General features: G+C 67.1%; 25 protein-coding genes and 1 pseudogene. 18 read left to right on the forward strand and 8 right to left on the reverse strand.

Going from position 1 to position 20,866, the window contains the following annotated elements; translation table 11 throughout:
- A partial coding sequence (locus A8V01_RS22130) for a hypothetical protein (protein WP_103098441.1) occupies nt 1–1,216 on the forward strand: 1,216 nt, incomplete at its 5' end.
- 15 nt (nt 1,217–1,231) lie between these two features.
- Here the strand turns inward: A8V01_RS22130 and A8V01_RS22135 are convergent.
- Genes A8V01_RS22135 through flgE form a run of 3 tightly spaced genes read right to left on the reverse strand, consistent with a single transcriptional unit; the run spans nt 1,232 to nt 5,581 of the window.
- The gene (locus A8V01_RS22135; RefSeq protein ID WP_103098442.1) at nt 1,232–2,140 is read right to left on the reverse strand and encodes a flagellin; all 909 of its coding nucleotides are present in this window, start codon (nt 2,138–2,140) and stop codon (nt 1,232–1,234) included.
- Between the two features lie 4 nt (nt 2,141–2,144).
- A complete protein-coding gene (gene flgK, locus A8V01_RS22140) occupies nt 2,145–4,241 on the reverse strand; it encodes a flagellar hook-associated protein FlgK (protein ID WP_103098443.1) in 2,097 nt (698 codons plus the stop codon).
- 26 nt (nt 4,242–4,267) lie between these two features.
- Nucleotides 4,268–5,581 (reverse strand): flagellar hook protein FlgE, encoded by a 1,314-nt coding sequence (flgE, locus tag A8V01_RS22145; RefSeq protein ID WP_103098444.1) that lies wholly within the window; start codon nt 5,579–5,581, stop codon nt 4,268–4,270.
- A 235-nt stretch (nt 5,582–5,816) separates the two neighbouring features.
- Between flgE and A8V01_RS22150 the strand changes: the two genes are divergently transcribed.
- The 5 genes from A8V01_RS22150 (at nt 5,817) to A8V01_RS22170 (ending at nt 10,019) form a co-directional block, all read left to right on the forward strand.
- Nucleotides 5,817–6,230 carry a flagellar biosynthesis repressor FlbT gene (locus A8V01_RS22150; protein ID WP_103098445.1) on the forward strand — a complete coding sequence of 138 codons (414 nt, stop codon included), beginning with the start codon at nt 5,817–5,819 and terminating at the stop codon, nt 6,228–6,230.
- A gap of 3 nt (nt 6,231–6,233) precedes the next feature.
- Entirely contained in the window at nt 6,234–7,568 is a 1,335-nt protein-coding gene (gene fliI, locus A8V01_RS22155) for a flagellar protein export ATPase FliI (RefSeq protein WP_103098446.1), read from the forward strand.
- Nucleotides 7,552–7,971, forward strand: a complete 420-nt coding sequence (locus tag A8V01_RS22160; protein WP_103098447.1) for a hypothetical protein — start codon at nt 7,552–7,554, stop codon at nt 7,969–7,971. The genes fliI and A8V01_RS22160 overlap by 17 nt, the downstream gene beginning before the upstream one ends.
- Nucleotides 7,968–8,948: a peptidoglycan-binding protein gene (locus tag A8V01_RS22165; protein WP_103098448.1), complete on the forward strand. Its 981-nt coding sequence runs from the start codon at nt 7,968–7,970 to the stop codon at nt 8,946–8,948. The genes A8V01_RS22160 and A8V01_RS22165 overlap by 4 nt, the downstream gene beginning before the upstream one ends.
- 213 nt (nt 8,949–9,161) lie before the next feature.
- On the forward strand, nt 9,162–10,019 hold the full coding sequence (locus tag A8V01_RS22170) for an RNA polymerase subunit sigma-70 (RefSeq protein WP_103098449.1): 858 nt from the start codon (nt 9,162–9,164) through the stop codon (nt 10,017–10,019).
- 33 nt (nt 10,020–10,052) lie between these two features.
- Here the strand turns inward: A8V01_RS22170 and flaF are convergent, their stop codons facing one another.
- Complete coding sequence (flaF, locus tag A8V01_RS22175; protein WP_103098450.1) at nt 10,053–10,421, reverse strand: flagellar biosynthesis regulator FlaF; 369 nt, start codon at nt 10,419–10,421, stop codon at nt 10,053–10,055.
- Nucleotides 10,422–10,584: 163 nt separating this feature from the next.
- Here flaF and motA point away from each other — a divergent pair, with 163 nt between their 5' ends.
- The 3 genes from motA to A8V01_RS22190 are packed head-to-tail and all read left to right on the forward strand — an operon-like array spanning nt 10,585 to nt 12,821.
- The gene (motA, locus tag A8V01_RS22180) at nt 10,585–11,469 is read left to right on the forward strand and encodes a flagellar motor stator protein MotA (RefSeq protein ID WP_103098451.1); all 885 of its coding nucleotides are present in this window, start codon (nt 10,585–10,587) and stop codon (nt 11,467–11,469) included.
- Nucleotides 11,470–11,482: 13 nt separating this feature from the next.
- Nucleotides 11,483–12,361: a flagellar motor protein MotB gene (locus tag A8V01_RS22185; protein WP_103098452.1), complete on the forward strand. Its 879-nt coding sequence runs from the start codon at nt 11,483–11,485 to the stop codon at nt 12,359–12,361.
- A gap of 16 nt (nt 12,362–12,377) precedes the next feature.
- Entirely contained in the window at nt 12,378–12,821 is a 444-nt protein-coding gene (locus tag A8V01_RS22190; RefSeq protein WP_103098453.1) for a hypothetical protein, read from the forward strand.
- 30 nt (nt 12,822–12,851) lie between these two features.
- Here A8V01_RS22190 and fliP read toward each other — a convergent pair whose 3' ends face one another.
- Genes fliP through A8V01_RS22205 form a run of 3 tightly spaced genes read right to left on the reverse strand, consistent with a single transcriptional unit; the run spans nt 12,852 to nt 14,317 of the window.
- A complete protein-coding gene (fliP, locus tag A8V01_RS22195; protein ID WP_103098462.1) occupies nt 12,852–13,616 on the reverse strand; it encodes a flagellar type III secretion system pore protein FliP in 765 nt (254 codons plus the stop codon).
- A 41-nt stretch (nt 13,617–13,657) separates the two neighbouring features.
- Nucleotides 13,658–14,080 carry a FliO/MopB family protein gene (locus A8V01_RS22200; RefSeq protein WP_211295113.1) on the reverse strand — a complete coding sequence of 141 codons (423 nt, stop codon included), beginning with the start codon at nt 14,078–14,080 and terminating at the stop codon, nt 13,658–13,660.
- Nucleotides 14,081–14,083: 3 nt separating this feature from the next.
- Nucleotides 14,084–14,317, reverse strand: a complete 234-nt coding sequence (locus A8V01_RS22205; protein WP_103098454.1) for a FliM/FliN family flagellar motor switch protein — start codon at nt 14,315–14,317, stop codon at nt 14,084–14,086.
- Nucleotides 14,318–14,437: 120 nt separating this feature from the next.
- Here A8V01_RS22205 and flgC point away from each other — a divergent pair, with 120 nt between their 5' ends.
- From flgC to A8V01_RS22250, 9 genes are all read left to right on the forward strand, one after another.
- Nucleotides 14,438–14,848: a flagellar basal body rod protein FlgC gene (flgC, locus tag A8V01_RS22210; protein ID WP_103098464.1), complete on the forward strand. Its 411-nt coding sequence runs from the start codon at nt 14,438–14,440 to the stop codon at nt 14,846–14,848.
- 18 nt (nt 14,849–14,866) lie between these two features.
- Entirely contained in the window at nt 14,867–15,217 is a 351-nt protein-coding gene (fliE, locus tag A8V01_RS22215; protein WP_103098455.1) for a flagellar hook-basal body complex protein FliE, read from the forward strand.
- A gap of 19 nt (nt 15,218–15,236) precedes the next feature.
- Complete coding sequence (locus A8V01_RS22220; protein ID WP_103098456.1) at nt 15,237–15,500, forward strand: flagellar biosynthetic protein FliQ; 264 nt, start codon at nt 15,237–15,239, stop codon at nt 15,498–15,500.
- A 13-nt stretch (nt 15,501–15,513) separates the two neighbouring features.
- Nucleotides 15,514–16,293, forward strand: coding sequence for a flagellar biosynthetic protein FliR (locus A8V01_RS22225; RefSeq protein WP_103098457.1), 780 nt, complete (start codon nt 15,514–15,516; stop codon nt 16,291–16,293).
- A 1-nt stretch (nt 16,294) separates the two neighbouring features.
- On the forward strand, nt 16,295–17,371 hold the full coding sequence (flhB, locus tag A8V01_RS22230; protein WP_103098458.1) for a flagellar biosynthesis protein FlhB: 1,077 nt from the start codon (nt 16,295–16,297) through the stop codon (nt 17,369–17,371).
- A 46-nt stretch (nt 17,372–17,417) separates the two neighbouring features.
- A complete protein-coding gene (locus A8V01_RS22235; protein WP_103098465.1) occupies nt 17,418–18,530 on the forward strand; it encodes a flagellar basal body P-ring protein FlgI in 1,113 nt (370 codons plus the stop codon).
- Between the two features lies 1 nt (nt 18,531).
- A complete protein-coding gene (locus A8V01_RS22240; RefSeq protein ID WP_103098459.1) occupies nt 18,532–18,843 on the forward strand; it encodes a rod-binding protein in 312 nt (103 codons plus the stop codon).
- Nucleotides 18,833–19,279: a flagellar biosynthesis protein FlgN gene (locus A8V01_RS22245; RefSeq protein WP_103098460.1), complete on the forward strand. Its 447-nt coding sequence runs from the start codon at nt 18,833–18,835 to the stop codon at nt 19,277–19,279. The genes A8V01_RS22240 and A8V01_RS22245 overlap by 11 nt, the downstream gene beginning before the upstream one ends.
- A 73-nt stretch (nt 19,280–19,352) precedes the next feature.
- Nucleotides 19,353–20,702: an alkaline phosphatase family protein gene (locus A8V01_RS22250; RefSeq protein WP_103098461.1), complete on the forward strand. Its 1,350-nt coding sequence runs from the start codon at nt 19,353–19,355 to the stop codon at nt 20,700–20,702.
- Here A8V01_RS22250 and A8V01_RS22255 read toward each other — a convergent pair.
- Nucleotides 20,615–20,866 (reverse strand): annotated as a pseudogene (locus tag A8V01_RS22255) (XRE family transcriptional regulator); the annotation flags it as partial. The gene A8V01_RS22250 and the pseudogene A8V01_RS22255 sit on opposite strands and share 88 nt — an antisense overlap.

The following is a 20,866-nucleotide window of genomic DNA, read 5'->3' on the forward strand; positions in this document are numbered from 1 at the left end:
GGCGTTCGTGCTGGCCGCCGCGCGCGCGGGTGTGGAGGGCGGCGCGCCCGCCAGGGCGCTGCACTGGCTATCCTGGCTGCCTGACCGTGATCCCGCCGCCAACCTTCTGCGCGCCCGTGCGGAGCAGGCGCTGGGCCGGGTGGACCCGGCGCGCCTGCGCTTTGCCCGCGTGGTACAGTCCGGCAACCCGGTGGAACGCATGGATGCGCGCCTCAGCAAGCTGGAAGGCGATGTGGCGCGCAAGGCGATCGGTCCCGAGGCGGCACTGAAGGAACTGGACGCGATCCGCTATGCCTGGCGCGGGGACGCGATAGAGGAACGGGCGCTGCGCCTGTCCTATCGCCTTGCCGACGGGCGCGGCGATCTTGCGGGCACGCTGTCCGCCGGGGCTGCGCTGGTGCGCTTTCACAATGTTGCCGATTTTGGCCCGGATTTCCTGCCGGGCCTGCGCGCCAAGCTGGCCGCCGCGCTGGACCCTGCGCGCAAGCTGCCGCTGGACAAGGCGGCGGGGCTTTACTGGGACTATCGCGATCTGGCCCCGAACGGCGCTGCAGGCGATCTTCTGGCAAGCCGCCTTGCCGCGCGGCTGCAGCAGGCCGGGCTTTACGAGCGCGCGGCGGACCTGCTTTCCTATCAGCTGATGCAGCGCGCGGGCGACCTTGCGCGCGGGCCGCTTTCGGCGCGGGTGGCGGGGCTCTACATCCTTGCCGGACGGCCCGAGCGCGCCTTGCGCACCTTGCGCGAAACCGACGATCCGGGCCTGCCCGATACGATGATCGCCGACCGCAAGCGGGTGGAGGCGGCCGCGCTGACGCAAGTGGGCCGCGCTGACGAGGCTTTGGCCGTGCTGCAGGATTTGCCCGGAACTTCGGCGCTGCAGGCCGAAATCCTGTGGCAGCGGCGTGACTGGGCGCGCTATGCCACGCTTTCCGCGCCCGCCTTGCCCAAGGCCCGCACCCTTGACGCGGTGGCGCAGGCACAAGTGCTGCGCCATGCGATCTCGCAAGCGATGCTGGGGCACGAGGACGCGCTTTCCGGGCTTCACGCGCGCTATGCGGCGGCGTTCAGGGGCCTGCCTTCCGCGCCGGTGTTCGAGATGCTGACGGGGACTGCCGGGGCGGTCGATCCGGGCAAGCTGGCGCAGGCGATGGCGGCGATCCCCTCGGCCAGCCCGGCGGGAGATTTCGCGGATCTGCTGGAAGCGGGGAAGAAGTAAGCCTTCGTGTGACGATCAGTCGAGGAAGTTCACCAGCGACATGGAATTGAGCTGCGAGAACACCGAATAGCTGGCCTCAAGGATCGTCTGGCGCTGCGAGATATCAATGGCCACCTGCCCCAGATCGGCATCTTCCACCGATCCGATCACTTCGGTCAGCAGCGTCACCCGGTCATCCGCGCGGGTGCTCAGCGTTTCCACCTTGGCCTGCATCCGGCCGTTGCGAGCGTTGGCGGACTGGACTTGCGTGATGCCGGTGTCCAGCAGATCGAGCGCGTCGTTGATCGCCTGCGTCTGTTCTTCGGTCAGCGTATCGCCAAAGGGGCCAGCGGCGGCAAGGGCCTGGAATGCGGGGATCAGCCCGCTGCCGATGTCGCTGGCGCCGATGCCGTACTGTACGTCCAGCCCGTCGCCCGCGCGCGTGGAAAGGCGCACGGCGTCGTTGGTGAAGGCGCTGGCGGCATCGTAGTTCGCCAGATCGTCCAGCGAAGTCGGCGCGAAGGGCGTGCTGGCGGTCTGCGATCCGGCGAAAAGCGGCACGCCTGCTTCCTTCGCGTTCAGCGCATTGCGCAAGTCGCCGAAGGCGTCTTCGATGATGTCCTGCAGGCCGGGGGAATTGCCGGTGCCGACCGCGCTGAACAGTTCGTTGCGCAGGCTGGTCATCGAACTGTCGACCGCCTCGATGTTCGCCTGATAGAGCGACAGCGTGGTGGAGACGCGGCCGATGTTGGTCTTGTAGCTCTGCTGCGTGGCCAGCATCGACTTGGCCGAAAGCGTGCGCACCGCATCGAGGCCCAGCCCGGCGTAATCGTTCACCTTCTTTTCCGTCGCCAGTTGCAGCTGGCTGTTGGCAAGGCTCTGCTGCGAACGCTGGATGGCGCTGGAAAGGGTCTGCTGAAGCGGAACGGTGGCAACGCGGGTCATCGGATCACACCATGTCGAGAAGGGCGTCGTACATCTGCGAGGCGGTGGTCATCACCCGCGCGGCGGCCGAGTAGCTGTTCTGCAGGACGACCATCTGCGCGAGTTCCTCATCGATGTTGACGCCGGAATAGGAATCGCGCCGCGTCGCCGCATCGCTGAGGCGGGCAGAGGCATCGTCGTAAGTGGTCTGCGCCAGCGATGCCTGGGCGCCGACGTTGCCGAGCAGGCGGTTGGCGAAGGCCGCGATCGTGCTCTTGCCGTCCTTGCCGAAGTCCGCCGTCCCGGCCAGCGCATCGACGAAGGCGGTGGCATTGCGGATATCGCCCGCGCCGATCGCCTTTTCGCCCACCGCCACATCGGCCTGCAACCGGGCCAGCGGCACGCGCGCGGTATCGTTGAGCATGTCGGCAGAGACTTGCGCGGTATTCAGCCCGCTTGCCACGCCGGTGAGGCCTGAAAGCGCCGAGAAGGTCAGCCCGGTGCCATAGCGACTTGTGCTGTCCACCGGCACTTCGATCGTCGCGCCCGCATTGCCGACTTTGGGCGTGAAGGCGACGCGGCCGGTATCGTCCAGCGCAAAGCTGCCGTACTTCGCCAGATCGCCGCCGTTAAGCTGGTCGATCACGGTGCCCCAGGTGTCCCCATCGGCAGCGGTAAGGGTCTGATCGGCGAGGATCTTTCCGGTGGAATCGCGCAGCACCAGCTGGCTCGTCTCGCCCGCCGTGAAGCCGGTCGGATCGCTGGCCACAAAGCCCGAAGGGGTCAGCGCGCTGCTGCCCGAACGCACGATGTTGTTAAGCCCGAAGAACTGCGAGAACCCAACCCCCGCGCGCTCGCTCGGCGCATCGGCGTCCTGCGCGATGGCCACGCCGTTGGCGCTGGAGGCGGCGCTGATCGACAGCACGCCATCGGTGAAGCTGGCACTGGCCGCAGGAGAAAGCCCGGCGTTGATGGCCGCGATCGCGGCGTCAACGGTGGCTCCAGCAGGCAGGGCGTCGAAATCCACGGTGGTCTTGGCCACCATGGTCCCCTCGCTCGACACCACCGCGAACGTCGCCTTGCCGGTAAAGCCAAGCCGGTCGCTGCCGACAAGGCCGTTCGCCTGGCCCGTCAGCGTCTGCGGCGCAGGCAGGGTGGTGCCCGCGTTCGACACCGCGTTCAGCGTCTGGGCAAGGCCGGTGAACAACTGCCCCAGCTGTTCGGAGAAGCCCGGCAGCACCCGGTCGCGCATGTCGAGAAGGCCCCCAAGCTTGCCGCCGACCGCGGTGGAGGCGATCGTTTCCCCGGTCGATGCCTGCATCGTGCCGTCATCGCCGGCAAAGCGGATGTCGATGGCGGAATAGCTGGTCTGCGCGCCGATCACGCCCTGATCGGCATAGCTCAGCTGGCGCAGCCGCTTGTCCAGCAGCACCTGCCCCGATGCGGTGTCGATGGTGACGCGCCCATCGGGCTGTTCGCGCACGCTGACTTCGACCAGCCCGCTCAGCTCTTCCAGCGCGCTCATCCGCTCGTCCGCCGGGCCGGAGGTGCTGAGGCCAAGGCCCTGCAGGCGCGATACATCGGCGTTGAGGCCATGGATCTTCTGCAGCAGCACGTTCACCCGGTCGACCGTATCGGAGACTTCGCTTTCCACATCGGCGCGCAAGTTGGTGACGTCCGACTGCAGGCCCTGCAGCGTGTCTATCGTGTCGTCCACGTTGCCGGTGAACAGCGCGATGGATTCGGCAGAACCCTGCAGGCCGGTGACTTGCGATATCGAACTGGTGATCGCCGAAAGCCGCGACGCCAGCCCGCTTTGCGAACTGGGCGATCCCAGCAGCGACTGCAGCCGGTCAAGGTAGTTGGCGGCTGCTTCTGCCCGTCCGGCGGTGCCGGCGCGCTGGTAGACCGCGTTCTCCAGGAACTTGTCGGCCACGCGCGAAGGCTCGCCCACGACCACGCCGTTGACCGATCCGGCCGCCACCGACGCGCTTTGCGCCACCTTCTGGCGCGCATAGCCCACGGTGCCGACGTTCGCGATGTTGTTCGAGACCGTCTGCATCCCCGCCTGCGAGGCGGAGAGCCCCGATATGGCGGAACTGAGGATGGAGTTGAGGGACACGGATCAGCCGCTTCGCAAGGGCGTGGTCAGCGCTTCAGGTTGCTGACTTCCTGCAGCATGTCGTCCACCGTGGTGATGATCTTGGACGATGCGCTGTAGGCGCGCTGGAACAGGATCATGTTCGAGAATTCGGACGCGAGATCGACGTTCGATGCTTCCAGCATGCTGGCGGAAATCTTGCCGCCGCCCACCGTGCCCGGCTCGTTCAGCGCGAAATTGCCCGAATCTTCCGACACGATATAGGCATTCCCACCGATGCGGGTAAGGCCGTCCGGGTTCTGGAAGGTGGCGATCGGCAGCTGGTAGATCGCGCGCGAGGTGCCATCGTCGAACACAGCGCTGACGACGCCGGTATCGGAGATCTTCACCGAAGCGACCGTGCCCAGCATGCCGCCGTCCACGGTCGAGGACAGCAGGGCAGATGTGCTGCCGAACTGGGTCAGCCCGTCAAGCCCGGCGTTGCTGCCAAGGTCGAGGCTGATCGGCATCGCGGCCGCGCCGTTGGCATATTCCAGCTGCAGGTTGTCGAACAAGGGCTGCGCGGGATCGCCCAGGTTGAGGCTGCCGTCGGCGTTGAAGCTGACGGTGGTGCTGGCAATCATGCCGCTGGGGTCGATGGCCTGGCCGTTGACGGCGGTGATGTCGGCCGGGTCGCCGGTGATTTCTGCGGCCCACTGGTTAGGGCCGGTCTTCACGAAGTTGAAGGTCAGCGTATGCGCGGTGCCCTGTGCGTCGTAGATCTCTACCGAGCGGGAGAACTGCGGGTTCACTGCTTTGCTCGACATGTCGCCCGCCGTATAGCCGGTGACCGCTTCCGAGGTGGAATCAAGGTTCGCGCGCAGTTCGATCGAGGTCGTCGGCGCTGCGGCGCCGGTCAGCGCGGTCGGGCGGATCGGTTCGAGCGAGGAAATCGCGCCGTTGTTGGCATAGTTGCCCGAAGTGTCGAGCGGCCAGCCCATCAGGTAATAGCCCGAGGTGTTGCGCAAGTAACCCGAGCTGTCGGTGGTGAACGACCCCGAACGGGTGAAGGCGGTGGCGCCGCTGGCGTCGGCGGTGGAACGCACGACGAAGAAGCCCGCGCCGTCGATCGCGATGTCGGTCAGGCTGGAACTGGCCTGCAGCAGACCCTGCTTGGAAATCAGAGACTTGGCCGTGGCCGAAACGCCGCCCGCCGAATAGCTGGACATCGAGCCGCCGTTGACCAGGGATTCGAACTGCGCCGACGTGCCCTTGTAGCCCACGGTGTTCACGTTGGTGATGTTGTCCGCGACGGTGGCCATCGCGCTCGACTGCGCGCTGAGGCCCGAAACGCCGGCATAAAGGGCGGAATAGAGGCTCATTACATGTCTCCTGTGCCGTCCTGCGGCGAAATTGGCATCTCCGGGCGGCGCACCCACGCACCGGACACAGGCATTGTAGGATGATCGGCAGCCGGGCGGTTGGGGGCAGGATAAATTCCTTTCCGGGGCATGTTTCCGCGCGAACCTGCCGCGTGACCCGGCAAAAATTGCCTCCCTGCACCGGAGCGCCTATCCGCCCTCCTATAATGACGGTCTCAAAGGGGCATTCCTGCACATGACGCTTCGAATTTCGCTTCGCAACGGCGAGCCGGTGATCGTGAACGGCGCGGTTCTGCGCGCGGTCGGCCGCACCGATCTGGTGCTGGAAAACGACGCCACGATCCTGCGCGGACGCGACGTGATGAAGCCGCAGGATGCGACTTCGCCGGCCAAACAGCTCTATTTTGCGTGCATGATGGCCTATATCGACCCGGCCGACCTTGCCCGCCATCAGCAGGCCCTGCTGGAAAGGCTGGAAGTCCTGCTGGGTGCGCTGCAGGCACCAGAGGCGAAGGCGGTCTGCGTCGCTTTTGCCAACAAGGTGTCGGTCGGCCAGTTCTACCAGGCGCTGGCCGAATGCCGCTGGCTGATCGCCTATGAGGCTGAAGCGCTGGCCCGCGCGGCCGCTGCCGAAACGGCGCCGGAATAGCCCATGCCGCTGGCCGCTGCCGCATCCGGCCTGCGTATGCTTGCGCCTGACCAGCGTTATGGCCGGGTGGTGGCGGTGCGCGGGGCGCTGATCGAGGTGGACGGCCTTGCCGGGGCCGCGCGGATCGGATCGCGCGTCACGCTGCAGGCGCCCGCCGGTCCGATCGAGGCCGAAGTCGTGGGCCTGGACCACGGCATCGCCCATTGCATGCCCTTCAACGAGCCGGAGGGGATCGCCTCGGGATCGCGCGCGGACTTGTCTGCCGGACAGCTGGGCCTGCGGGTGTCCTCGGGCTGGCTGGGCCGGGTGGTGGACGGTCTGGGGCGCCCGGTAGACGGCAAGGGGCCGCTGCCGCAGGGGCGCGAACAGCGCCGGATCAAGGCCGCCCCGCCGCCCGCCTCGGCCCGCACCCGCGTGGGTGCCCGGATCGATACGGGGGTGCGCGCGCTGGACCTGTTCGCACCGCTGTGCCGGGGGCAGCGCCTTGGTCTTTTCGCCGGATCGGGCGTGGGCAAGTCCACGCTGCTCTCGATGCTGGCGCGCTGGACCGAATGCGATGTCGCGGTCATCGGCCTGATCGGTGAACGTGGCCGCGAAGTGCAGGAATTCATTCAGGACGATCTTGGCGAAGAGGGGCTGGCGCGCAGCGTCGTGGTGGTCGCCACTTCGGACGAACCCGCGCTGCTGCGCCGTCAGGCAGCCTGGACCACGCTGGCCGTTGCCGAGCATTTCCGCGACGCGGGGCTGGATGTGCTGTGCCTGATGGATTCTGTCACCCGCTTTGCCATGGCCCAGCGCGAGATCGGTCTGGCGGCAGGTGAACCGCCCGCGACCAAGGGCTATACCCCCACCGTCTTCGCCGAATTGCCCCGCCTGCTGGAGCGCGCCGGGCCGGGCACTGCGGGGCAGGGGGCGATCACCGGGCTGTTCACCGTCCTGGTCGATGGCGATGACCATAACGAGCCGGTGGCCGATGCGGTGCGCGGCATTCTTGACGGCCACGTCGTCATCACCCGCCAGATCGCGGAGCGGGGCCGCTATCCGGCGATCGACGTGCTGCGCTCTGTCTCGCGCACATTGCCCCATTGCCTGGACCCTGCCGACAACGCGACGCGCCTTGCCGCGCGCGCGGAACTGGCGACGTGGAAGGACATGGAGGAGATGGTGCGCCTTGGCGCCTATCGCGCGGGGGCCAGCGCCGAAGTGGACCGCGCCGTCGCGCTTGCGCCCCGTATCGAGGGGCTGCTGAAGCAGGACAGGCGCACCCGCAGTTTTGCGGCAGAAGATTTCGCGGCGCTCTCGTCGATCCTGGAGGGAACTTATGAAAACGCCCTATGACGCCGCGCTGCGCGTGCGGCAGCGTGAACTGGACGAAGTGAGCAGCGCCATCCGCGCAGAAGCAGGCGCGCTGGGCGCGGTGGAGCAGCAACGCGCCCGCGTGGCCGCCGCGCTGGTGCGGGAAGCTGACCTTGCCGCTGCCGACATCACGCTTGTCTCGCCGGGCTGGCAGCAGCGCATGCGCGGCGAACGGCAGGCGCTGTCCGCGCGCGAGGCGCAAATGCAGGCGCGCCTGAACGCGCTGCGCGATGTCGCCGTGGACGCCTATGGCGTGCTGCGCGGGATCGAGAACGCCGCCGACGATTACCGCGCCGAGGCCCTGCGCAGCGCGGCCGCCGCCGAACAATCGGCCACGGACGATATCAGCGCCGCCGCCTTCCTGCGGACCCTGCGCGCGCGATGATCGACAAGGCCGCCTCTTCCGACCTGTCTGCCGGGAGCCTGCCAGCTTCCGGCCTCTCGGCGTCGCAGAAGGCGCGGCTGATCTATGATACCGCGCGTTCGGAGATGTCCGGCCGGCTGTGGCGCGCGGCGCTGGGTTCGGCGGACGAGGCGGAAGTGAGGGATGGCGGTCCGGCGGCGGCCGTGACAGGCCGGAATTCCATAAGCCAGAGCGACCCTATCGGGCTCGACCGCTTGCTGGCGATCCTTGATCCCCAATCGCGCGCAGCGCTGGATGCCGCCGCCGTACCGCAGGCCGGGGCACCTGCGGCTATCGGCAGCGGAGAGGCCGTGGCGGCGATGGGCGATGGTCCGAACGCGCGCTATGCCGGGATGCTGGACGCGGCGGCGGAGCGGACGGGCCTTCCCGCCTCGGCGCTGGCGGCGATCGTCGATGCAGAGGCGGCCAGGGGTTCGGGCGGCGCCTGGCAACCCTATTCGCGCAACCCGCGTTCAAGCGCGGCGGGCCTTGGCCAGTTCCTGAGCGGGACGTGGGAGGGCGAGGCGGAACGCGCCGGAACCTGGCTCAACGCCGCTGCCCAGGGCAATGGCTGGCTTGACGCGCGCGGGCAGGTGAAGGCCGAAAACCGGGGCGCATTGCTGGCGCTGCGCTATGATCCGCGTGCCTCTATCGAGGCGGTGGCCGATTATGCCAGCGCGAACGTGGCGGCGCTGCGCCGCTCGGGCGCGACGATCGGCGCGGGCACCACCGAAGTGGCGCAGGCGGCCTATCTGGGCCACCACCTTGGACTTGGCGATGCGAAGCGCTTCCTTGCCGGTGGCCTTTCGCCCGACCGCGCGCGCAAGCTGCTGGGCGCGCAAGTGGGCTCGGCGGCGGCGGAACGGCGTATCGCCCAGGCGGGAAGTGCGGTTGCGGCGCACCGTTCATGGCTGATGGACTATGTCGGCACGCATGTAAGGCCGGAAAGATTTGCCTGATCCTATATCGGGTGGTGTGGCCTATTTCGGGTTTCGACAGCCTTGAAGCGAGTGCGAGACGACAAAAGGTAGGAAAATCGCTCCATCTGTGCGGCAAATTTTGCCGCATCAGTGGATAACTCTCGTATAGGATTGATGGTTCCAGAAATATAGGAATAGATTCCGGACCTATGGACGCGGCGCAAGGGGCTTCGCGTGCCATCGGGGTTCGCCATGTCCAAGATCACTGTCGCGCTTGAGGCTGCGGTTGCCGCGGTCAGCGCCAATACGCCGTCCGAAGGCACCGCGCAGACCCGGCGGCAGCGGGCCGAGGTGGACCGCGCCTTTGCCCGCATCCTCAAGCTGATCGCGCCGCGCATCCGCCATTTCATCCGTCAGTACGGACTTGTCGGCCACTGGGACGATGCGGAGCAGTGCTGCGCGATCGCCGTTCATCGCGCGATTCAGGCTTATGAGCCGGAAAAGGCGCAGTTCACCACGTTCGTGAACTGGCAGATCCGCGGCGAACTGCAGAGCCTGCGCTTTCGCCTGATGACCGACCAGCGCCCCTCTGCCCGCAAGGTCGAGGCGACCACCGTATCGCTTGACGCGATCGCGGGGGGAGAGGACGGGGAGGGCCTGTCGATCCTGGCTGCCATCGCCGACGAGGAGGCTCTGGGCCGTACCGAGGCGGGGGCAAGCGACTATCTGGCCCATTCGGCGATGAGCGCGCTGACTGACAGCTATGTCGAACACATGCGCAATTCCGGGCTCGACCGCATCCGCCGCCGCGCCCAGCCCCGCAAGCTGACCCGCGCAGAGCGTGCCGCCGGGGCCGTTTCCCCGCGCCATGCGGTGCTCGACACCGGCGAAATCAGCGAACTGGAGCAGCGCCTGCAGCACAACCGCCAGGTCGTCGAAGGCCGCCTGTTCGAAACGGCCGCGCTTGATCATGGCGATGACGAGACCGCCCGCGAACGTATGCGCCAGGTTGCCAAGCGGGCGGCCAAGACGATGGGCGATCTTGCCGTGGCCGATCCGCGCTTCGCTCTCATGGCCGAATACCGCGAGGCGATGGTCGCCGCGCACTGAGGCCCCAAAAAAGGCCCGATCAGCCGTTCCTGTTCAACTGGCGGGAACCGCGCCGTTCTCGTTCGCCAGACCGGCCATCACGGTGCGGTTGACGGTGATCAGTTCCTCCACGCTTTCGCGCCCGGTGATGACCTGCGAGGTGAACTTGTCCACCCACAGGCTGAGCGAGACGATCCCGGCGCGCAGCTGTTCGGGCAGGGCATTGGCGGGATCGATGCAGAGCGCGCGGAAGGCGCCCCAGACTTCGCGGTTGCGGTGAAGCGCGGGGGCCAGCTGCACCCCCGAAAGCCCGGCGTCGCGCGCGGCGATCATCTGCGCGGTGATTTCGGTCATCAGCCGGAATTCGGTGCTGCGGGGCGTCTCTGCCACCTTGCGGGCGCGGACGTAGGCGTTGACGGACATCTGGGCTCCGGGAGCAATCGGGGTGCCCCAGTCATATAGGACGCCGCGCCGTGCTCCGGTCGCGTCCCCTGAAAATTGCGCAGCGCCCACCGTTCGGGGGCAGGCCGTCCTATAAGTCAGCAAAGGCCCCGAGCATTGCGGGGCGCATTCTTGCGGAATTTCCATGCTCAATATCGTCGGCCTCGTCGTCATCCTGGTGTGCGTCTTCGGCAGCTTCCTGATGTCGGGCGGCAGCATGGGGGTGATCTTCCACGCCCTGCCGCACGAACTGATGGCGATCGGCGGCGCGGCGATCGGCGCCTTCGTGCTGGGCAATTCGATGACCACGCTGAAGAAGGCGGGCAAGGGCATCGCACGCGTGTTCAAGGGCGAGCGCTGGAAGGAAGCCGACTATCGCGACCTGCTGGCGCTGCTGTTCTCGCTGCTGGCCACCTTCCGCAAGGGCGGCGCCAACGCCATCGAGCCGCATCTTGACCGGCCCGAGGAAAGCGCGCTGTTTTCCCCCTATCCGCGCCTTCTGGCGGACCACGAACTGATCGAATTCATCTGCGACTACCTGCGCATGATGACCGTGAACTTCGAAGACCCGCACCAGCTGGCCGAAGCGATGGAGGGCGACATGGAACGCCACCATCATGAAGAGCTTGGCCCCCAGCACGCGATCCAGATGATGGCTGACGGCCTGCCCGCGATCGGCATCGTCGCGGCCGTTCTGGGCGTGATCAAGACGATGAGTTCGATCGATCAGCCCACCGAGATCCTGGGCGCGATGATCGGCGGCGCGCTGGTGGGCACGTTCCTGGGCGTGCTTCTGGCGTACTGCCTTGTCGGTCCGATCGCGCAGAAGCTGCAGCAGATCATCGATGCCGATTTCAAGCCCTATACGCTGGTGAAGACCGCGATCGTCGGCCACGCGCAGGAGCAGCCGACCGAGATCGCGATCGAACTGGCCCGCCGCATGACGCCGTCGAACTATGCGCCCAGCTTCCAGGAACTGGAAGTCGCGCTGGAGGCGGTGAAGGAAAAGCTCAATGCCGCTCCGGCGTAAGGCGCGTTAGACGATGGCCACGAAAGGTAACGGGGGCAAGGGCAACGAAAAGCGCCCCATCGTCATCCGCAAGGTCAAGAAGGTGGTCGGCGGCGGCCATCACGGCGGCGCGTGGAAGGTGGCCTATGCCGACTTCGTGACCGCGATGATGGCCTTTTTCATGCTGCTGTGGCTGCTGGCGAACCCGGACGAAGTGCAGCTGAAGGGGCTGGCCGAATATTTCTCGGCGGACTCGGAAAAGCAGAACCCTGCCACCACGCTGACCAAGGATCCGGGGATGCAGCCGGGGTCGGGCGGGCACGGCCGCAACAACCAGTCGGACAAGCAGGAACCCGAAGGCCAGCCCGCGTCCGAGGCCGGGACGGTGGGCGCCGCGCGCGGCGGCACGGCCGAAGTTCCCGAAGCATCGCTGCGGGTCATGGCGCAGGAAATGCAGGTTGCGCTGCAACCGCCGATGGACGCGCAGGGCCGCGCCAACGTGGACGTGCGGCCAAGCCGCGAAGGGATGCGCATCCACCTTGTCGACAATGCGCAGCGTTCGATGTTCAAGGGCAGCACCGCGCAGCTCAACGACTTTGCGCGCGGGTTGCTGACGCGGGCGGCGCGCCAGCTGGCGGGCGTGGATGCGCGCATCGCCATCGAAGGGCATACCGACAGCGCGGGCGGAGACAGCGACGCGAACTGGCGGCTGTCCGCCGAACGCGCCCTTGCCGCGCGCGCCGCGCTGGTGGCGGCGGGGCTGCCGGCGGACCGCTTTGCCGAAGTGGTGGGCAAGGCGGGGACCGAGCCGGTCTATCCCGACCAGCCCGATCGCCCGGAAAACCGGCGCATCACCATCGTCGTCATGGCAGAGGCGGGCGCGCTGCCGCATGACGCCAGCTTCAAGTTCTGACCGGAAAGGGCGCGGCATGATCAAGCGTATCGTGATGGGCCTGCTGGCCACGGTGGCGGGCCTTGGCGTGGGCGGCGCGGGGGCCTGGGGCGTGATCCAATTCGCGCCGCAGCTGTTGACGGGCCATGCGAAGAAGCCGGGCAGCGGGCCGACCGAGTTCGTGCCGCCGGTGGAAGTGCTGGCCCCGCTGGTCATGGCCGACGGGCATCTTTCGGGATACGAGACGTTCGAAATCCAGCTGGAAGTGCCGCAGGGCACGACCGATGACGTGGCGGCAAAGCTGCCGCTGCTGATGAACGCTGTGAACCTTCGCACTTACCGCGCGCCGCTGGCCGCCGGGCCTGACGGGATGCTGCCGGGGCTCGATGCCTTTCGCCGGGTGGTGATGGATGCGGCTGCGGACGTCTACGGCAAGGGCGCGGTGCGCTCCGTGGCAGTGACGAAGGCGTCTCCGGAGTAAGGGAGTGCGGCGGGTAAGGCGGCTTTCCCGCTAGCCGAAACTCTTCACCAGCGATCCTGCCACCAGCGCCCAGCCATCGACCAGCACGAAGAAGATGATCTTCATCGGCAGCGATATCGTGGCCGGCGGCAGCATCATCATGCCCATCGCCATCAGCACCGCGGCCACGGCAAGGTCGATCACCAGAAACGGCAGCAGCAGCAGGAAGCCGATTTCGAAGGCGCGGCGCAGTTCGGAAATCATGAACGCGGGCATCAGCGTGGTCATCGGCAGTTCCGCGCGGCTCTTCGGGACTTTGCCCGAGAGGCTGACGAACAGCTTCACGTCATCGTCGCGCACCTGCTTCAGCATGAAGGCGTGGAACGGCTTGCTGGCGCGCGACAGCGCCTCCGTTTCGTTGATCTGGCCCGCGTTGTAGGGCTCCATCCCCTGCTTCCATGCCGCGTCGAACGTGGGCGCCATGACGAAGAAGCTGAGGAACAGCGCCAGCGAAATGACGATCGGGTTGGGCGGCACGCCCTGAACGCCCATGCCCGACCGCAGCAGCGAAAGGGCAACGACGATACGGGTGAACGAGGTGATCGTCATCAGGATGCCCGGCGCAAGGCTGAGCACCGTCAGGATCATGACCAGCTGCAGTACCCGGCCCGACATCGTGCCGCCGCCGGCCAGAGCGCCCGCCGCTCCCGCTGCGCCGGCCGCATCCGCGCTTTGCGCCATCGCCGCTGCGGGCAGGGCAAGGGCCAGAAACGCGGCCAGCAAGATCGCCAGAACGGTCAAAAGGGGTTTGAGCATGGTTTCCCGAGGGAAACGGGAAGGGGTGAAAAGGGGCATCATCAGTGCAGTTCCGCCTTCTGGCCTTCCGAAAACCAGACTTCGGGCAGCACCGGAATGCGATCCGCGAAGGACATCGCGGGGACCGCTTCCTCTTCCGTAACTGTTTGAGTTTCAACGTCTTTATCGGGATTAGCCGCTGCCTTCGGGGCCGCTGCGCTGTCCAGTACGGTGACCCCTTCCGGGCCGATCAGGACGCTGTATTCGGTATCGTCGCGGCGCAGCAGGACAAGCGAGCGGCGCTGGTCCACGGCAAGCCGCTCTACCACCTGCAAACGCTTGTCCTGTCCGGTATTTCCCAGCTTTTCCAGCCACTTGCGCGGCACTGTCAGGTCGTATCGCCTGACCGCCCACAACAGGCACACAAGCGCACCCAACACGACCATAAGCGCACCTAACATGCGCACAAGCGAGAAAAGGTCCACCTTTCAGCGCTCTGTCTGGACCACGCGGGTGATTTCCAGAGACATCTGTTCCCCGTTCACCAGAATGCGCCCTTCGGCCACCAGACGATCGTTGACGTAGAGGCGCGTGGGATCGTCCTGCCCGCAGTCGAGCGGGATCATCGCGCCGCGACTCATCTTCAGCACCTGACGGATCGGGATGCTGGTGGAACCCAGCACGATCTGCAGGTCGATGGGAATGCCTTCGAGGACGGACACCGCGCGTCTCCTTTCTTCCGCAGCTTTATAGGGGAAAAGTTTATAGGAGTAGTGCGCCACTAGGAAAAAGTTGCCTATAAGGTGGTGGTAAGGGCGTACTGGGGCAGTTTGGGGGCCAACGTGGCGGAACTGGGCAATTCGATCGACGTTTCGGCATCGGGCCTGCGTGCGCAGGCGCTGCGGATGCGCGTCATCGCCGAAAACCTCGCCAATTCGGACTCCATCGCCACCACCGCCGACGGCGACCCCTATCGTCGCCGCGTCGCCACTTTCGCAAGCGAGGTAGACCGCAACAGCGGCGCCACGCAGGTTACCGTGAAGTCCATCGAAGCGGACAAGAGTGCCTTCGGTCGCATCTACCAACCCGGCAACCCCGTCGCCGACGCGCAGGGGTATGTCGAACAACCCAATGTAAACCCGCTGATCGAGGCTGCCGACATGAAGGCGGCGCAGCGGTCCTACGAAGCCAACCTCAACGCCATCGAAGCGGCGCGCGGCATGACCATGCGCACCGTCGACCTGCTGAAGTAAGAGCGGGGAAGGCCAGCCATGTCGATCGGCTCCCTCGACGGGATTTCCGCCTACGCCCGCGCGATGCGCACGACCAACCCGCTGTCGGATACGGGCCAGAAGGTCGGCTCGCAAAGCGGCGGCCTCGCGCCCTCCGGTGGCCTGTCCCCCGGCGGCGGCTTCGGCGCGATGGTGGAGGGCATGGTGTCGCAGACCGGCGACGCGCTGCGCAACGCCGAAACGCAAAGCATCAAGCAGATCGGCGGCAAGGGCGATCTGATCGACGTGGTCACCGCCATCGGCGCGGCCGAAACCGCGCTCGATACCGTGGTGGCCGTGCGCGACCGGGTGGTCTCGGCCTATTCCGACATCATGAAGATGCAGATCTAGCGGGCGCTGTGGTGATCCCATGACGCCTGAAGCCGCCATCGAACTGGCCCGCGCCGCGCTGGTGCTGATGCTGACCATCTGCGGGCCGATGCTGATCGCCGCGCTGATCGTGGGCGTGCTCATCGGCCTGCTGCAGGCGCTGACGCAAGTGCAGGAAATGACGCTGACGTTCGTGCCCAAACTGCTGGTGCTGGGGCTGGTCATGCTGCTCAGCCTGCCGATGATCGGCCATGCGCTGGGCAACTTCATGGACCGCGTGGCCGACGCCATCGTCGCGCACTGACGGGGGCGCAGCGATGGACGCCATCGACCTTGCCACCCTGCTGCGCCTGCCGATCGATACGGCGGCCTTCCTGCTGCTGCTGTGCCGCGTGGGCAGCGTGATCATGCTGCTGCCCGCGTTCTCCGACGATGGCATGCCGATGCAGATCCGCCTGCTGATGGCGCTGGCCTTCACTTTCGGCATGTACGGGATGCTTGCTCCGCACGTTGCGCCCGCTCTCACATCGGGCCTGTCGATGCCGCTGCTGGTGATCGGCGAGGTGATGGTGGGGCTGGCGCTGGGCATGATCGTGCGCATCCTGTTCAGCGCCGCCGCGATCGCAGGCGCGCTGGCATCGCAGCAGGTGGGCCTGTCCTCCGCGCTGGTGGCCGATGCGGCGATGGGCGGGCAAGTGCCGCTGCTGTCGCGCTTCATCGGCGTGGCGGCGATCGTGGTGTGCCTGTCCAGCGGGGTCCATCACTTGTGGATCGCTTCCATCTTCAAGTCCTACGCCAGCTTTCCGGTGGGCGGGATGCCCCCCGCGGCCGACTTCGCGCACCTTGCCGTTTCGGTCATGGGGCAGGCGACGGCGCTGGGTCTCAGCCTTTGCGCGCCGCTGATCCTTTACGGGATGCTGTTCAATCTGGGGCAGGGGCTGGCGGCGCGGGTGGCGCCCTCGATACAGGTGTTCTTCATCATGCAGCCCGCGAACCTCTTGCTGGGCCTGTCGGTGCTGGCGATGACGCTGGGCGCGATGCTGACCGCCTTCGCGGACGCCATGACCACGTTCATGCAGAGCGGGTGGACCCTCTGACATGGCAGACGACGCCCCCGACAAGGACCAGCGCACTCACGAGCCGACACAGAAAAAGCTGGAGGACGCCCGCAAGCGCGGCGAAGTGGCCATCGCGCCCGAGGTTCGCCACGCCACGATGATGGCGGGCGCGCTGGCGGTGACGGGCTGGCTGGGCCTGTCGGCGATCGAAAGCCTGGGCACCATGCTGACGCGGCTATGGGGCGATGCCGAGGATTTCCGCCTCGATCCCGATGGCGCGCAGGGGCTGGCCACCGGGGTCGCGTGGCATACCTTGGTGTCGCTGCTGCCGGTCTTCGCGGTGCTGATGGTCGCCGCGATCAGCACGATCTTCCTGCAGGGCCGCGCGGTGATGAGCTGGTCACGCCTCAGCCCCAAGTGGTCCAAGCTGTCCCCCGCCAGCGGCTTTGCCCGCCTGTTCGGCACCCGCGCGCTGGTGGAATTCGCCAAGACGCTGGCCAAGATGAGCGCCATCGGCCTTGTCGTGTGGATGGTGCTGGCACCGCGCCTGCATGGGGTGGACGCGCTGGTCGGCCGTTCTCCCGGCGCGATCGGCGCGGCGGCGGGCGGCCTGGCGTTCGAGGCGCTGCGGGCGGTGGCGATGCTGGTGGCGGCCCTCGCGCTGTTCGATTTCCTGTGGCAGCGCCGCAGCTTCCTGCAGCGCATGCGCATGACCCTTCAGGAAGTGAAGGACGAACACAAGCAGAGCGAGGGCGACCCCAAGATCAAGGCGAAGATCCGCCAGATCCAGATGCAGCGATCGCGCAAGCGGATGATGGCGGCGGTGCCGACCGCCAGCGTGATCGTGACCAACCCCATGCACTATGCCGTCGCGCTCAAGTACGATCACGGGGTTACGGCGGCCCCCACCGTGGTCGCCAAGGGCGTCGATGCGGTGGCCCTGCGCATCCGCGAAGTGGCGGCCGAGGCGGGCGTGCCGATTATCGAGAACCCGCCGCTGGCCCGCGCGCTTTTCGCGGCGGTGGAGATCGACCACCCGATCCCGATCGAACACTATCAGGCGGTGGCCCAGATCATCGGCTATGTCCTGAAGCTGGCGAAGAAGGCGGGGAAATGATGTTCCTCTCGCCCGCCCTTCGAAACTTCATCCTATAATGCAGGCGATGCCCCGGCTGTCGTTCCTTCTTGTGCTTTTCGGCCTGCTTGCGCCGTCGATCGCGCCCTCTGCGGCGTGGGCAGGACCGCAGCCGCGCATCAAGGACATCGTCGATGTCGAGAACGTGCGGACCAACCAGCTGGTCGGCTACGGCCTTGTCGTCGGCCTGCAGGGCACCGGCGACCGCATCCGCAACGTGCCCTTTACCGAAGAGACGCTGCAGGCGATGCTGGAGCGCATGGGCGTGAACATTCGCGGCACCCAGATGCTGACTCAGAACGTCGCCGCCGTCACCGTCACCGCCACGATGCCGCCTTTCGCGCGCGCCGGATCGACGGTGGACGTGCAGGTCTCGGCGCTGGGCGATGCCAGCAGCCTGCAGGGCGGCATCCTGCTCGTCTCCTCGCTGCGCGCGCTGGACGGGGAGATCTATGCCGTGGCGCAAGGGCCGGTGGCGGTGTCCGGCTTCAAGGCGCAAGGGGCGGGGGCGAAGCTCAGCCGGGGCGTGATGACCACCGCGCGCATCGCCGGGGGCGCCATCATCGAGCGCGAGGTGCCTTATGACCTGCGCAATGCCCGATCGCTCAAGCTGGCGCTCAAGAACCCCGATTTCACCACCGCGCGCCAGATCGCGCAGACCATCAACCGGCAGGCTCCCGGCTCTGCCGAAGTGCTCGATCCCGGCACGGTGGAGCTGCGCCCTTATGGCAGCGGATCGCTGATCGACCTTGTGACGCAGGTGGAAAACCTGACCGTCGCGGTGGACCAGCCCGCGCGGATCGTCATCAACGAAGCGGCGGGCACCGTGGTCATGGGCGCCGACGTGCGCGTCAGCCCGGTGGCCATCGCGCAAGGCGGGCTGACGATCAGCGTCACCGAAACGCCGGTGGCCTCGCAACCCGCGCCGTTCTCCGGCGGGCAGACGGCGGTGCTGCCGCGCACCCGGATCGAGGCGAACGACGGCAACGGCGCTGCGCTGGCGATGCTGACCAGCGGCACCTCGCTCCAGACGCTGGTGGGCGGCCTCAATGCGCTGGGCGTCAGCCCGCGCGATCTCATCACCATCCTGCAGGCGCTCAAGACGGCGGGCGCGCTGCAGGCCGAAATAGCGGTGCAGTAGGATGAGCGATCCCGTAAATACCTATCCCACGCAGGCCTATCCCAATCAGGCTCGGATCATCCAGCAGGACCGCAGCCCGGCAGCGGTGGCGCGCCAGTTCGAGGGCGTCTTCGCAGGGCAGGTCACCAAGATCATGATGGAAAGCGTGGAGCAGGACGATGCCTTCTCCGGCGGCCACGGCGAAGAGATGTTCCGCGGCATTCTGGCAGAGCAGATCGGCAATTCCATCGCATCGGGAAAGGGTCTGGGCATCGCATCGGCGGTAGAAGCGCAGATCATCCGCCTGCAGGGTGGCACGTCCGATGGCGAATGAAACCGACACCACCGGCGCCGGCGGCATCATCGAAGTGATGACCTCGCTCTCGTCGATCATGCGTGAGGAAACGCGGGCACTGGAAGGCGGCACCCGCGCGCTGGATCTGGCAGAGCTGGCTTCGGCCAAGGCGCGGCTCGTCGGCACGCTGGAGGAACGCCTTGCCCGCGCGGGGCGGCAGGAACCGGGCTGGACCGCGCAGCTGGATGCCGCCACCCGCGAAAGCTTCACGCAGGCGCTGGGCGAACTGCGCGCCGCATCGATGGTCAACGCCGCGCTGCTGGAACGGCACATCGAACTGTCCGCCGACCTGATGGGCGCGATCTCCAGCGAAGCCAAACGCGCCACCGGCAACCGGGCCTATACCTATGGCGCCACCGGCAACCTTGCCCGCGCAGACCTGACCACGCCGATTTCGCTCAACGGAGAGTTCTGAAGGGCGCGGCCTGATTGCGGGACAAGCGGCTTTTGCAATGGTGCTGTCATCATTGCGGACCTAAAGCGCGGACATGTACAGATTTTTTGCGCTGATTGCCCTCGTTCTCTCAACCCTTGCCGCCCCGCTTCCGGTCCATGCCAGGCCAGTTCATGCCAGAGATGCCGGGCCTCCTGTCACCATCCTCGTTTCGATCGACGGGTTCCGCGCCGATTACCTCGATCGCGGGGTCACGCCCAACCTGTCGGCACTGGCCGCGCGCGGGATCAGTGCGGCGATGCGGCCGTCGTTCCCCAGCAAGACCTTCCCCAATCACTGGGCGATCGCGACCGGCAAAGTGCCTGATCGCAACGGCATCGTCGCCAACCGCTTCGAGGACCCGCGCCGCCCCGGCGAGGTGTTCACCATGGCCAGCGCCGATCCGTTCTGGTGGGGCGAGGCCGAGCCGATCTGGGTCGCAGCCGAGCGCGCGGGCATCCGCACCGCCGCGATGTTCTGGCCGGGGTCCGGCGTCGCCTGGGGCGGCAGCTATAGCGACAAGCCCTTTCCGCAGAGCGACGGCGGCACGCGCCCGCAGGACTGGCAGCATTTCGATGGCGAGGTCAGCGCGGCGCAGCGGGTGGAGACGGTGCTGGACTGGATGCGCCGGCCCGAAGCGATCCGCCCGCGCTTCGTCACGCTCTATTTCGATACGGTGGATACTGCCGGCCACCGCCATGGCCCTGACGATGCGCGCACCACCGCCGCGATCGCGCAAGTGGACCGCAGCATCGGCGCGCTCGTTTCCGGGCTCAAGGCGCTGGGGCGCAAGGCGAACCTTGTGATCGTTGCCGACCACGGCATGGCGGCGATTTCCGGCGATCGCGTGGTGGCGCTGGACGCTATCGCCGACCCTTCGCTCTACCGCGCGGTGGAGATGGGGCCGTTCGCCTCGCTCTACCCGACCGAGGGCAATGCGCAGGCGCTGGCCCGTGCGCTGGAGGGGCAGCATGATCACATGCGGTGCTGGCCGCGCGAACAGATCCCGGCGCGGCTGAAATATGGCGCGAACCCGCGCGTGGCGCCATGGTTCTGTCTGGCGGACGTGGGCTGGATGATCATGGCCGCGCGGCCGGAAAAGCCGGTGACCGGGGGCACGCACGGCTATGACAACGCCGCGCCCGAAATGGCCGCGCTGTTCGTTGCGGCAGGCCCCTCCATCGCGCCCGAAGGACGGCTTGGCGGGTTCGACAACGTGGACGTGACGGCGCTGCTGCGCGATCTTCTGGACATGTCCGCAGACCCGCAGGCGGATGGCGATGACGCGCCGTTCCGCAAGGCGCTGGGGAAGCGCGGTTACTCGAACACCGCCGAGAGCACGGCTGCCACATCGGTGGGGGCGAGCGAGTCCAGCGCCACTTCCAGATCGGGGCTTTCCGAATAGCCCAGCATCCGGCCATGCCGGTCGGCAATGACGGACAGCACGCGCAGCGCGTCCCCGTCGCGCACGACGGCAAGGCCGCCTGCGGAGGGGTAGCGATCGGGGTCCGCGACAAGGGTGGCGCGGCCGGGAAGCCCGGCGCCCAGCGTCGGGCGGCCAAGGCGCAG

The organism is Novosphingobium guangzhouense (assembly GCF_002896965.1).
Classification (GTDB): Bacteria; Pseudomonadota; Alphaproteobacteria; order Sphingomonadales; family Sphingomonadaceae; genus Novosphingobium; species Novosphingobium guangzhouense.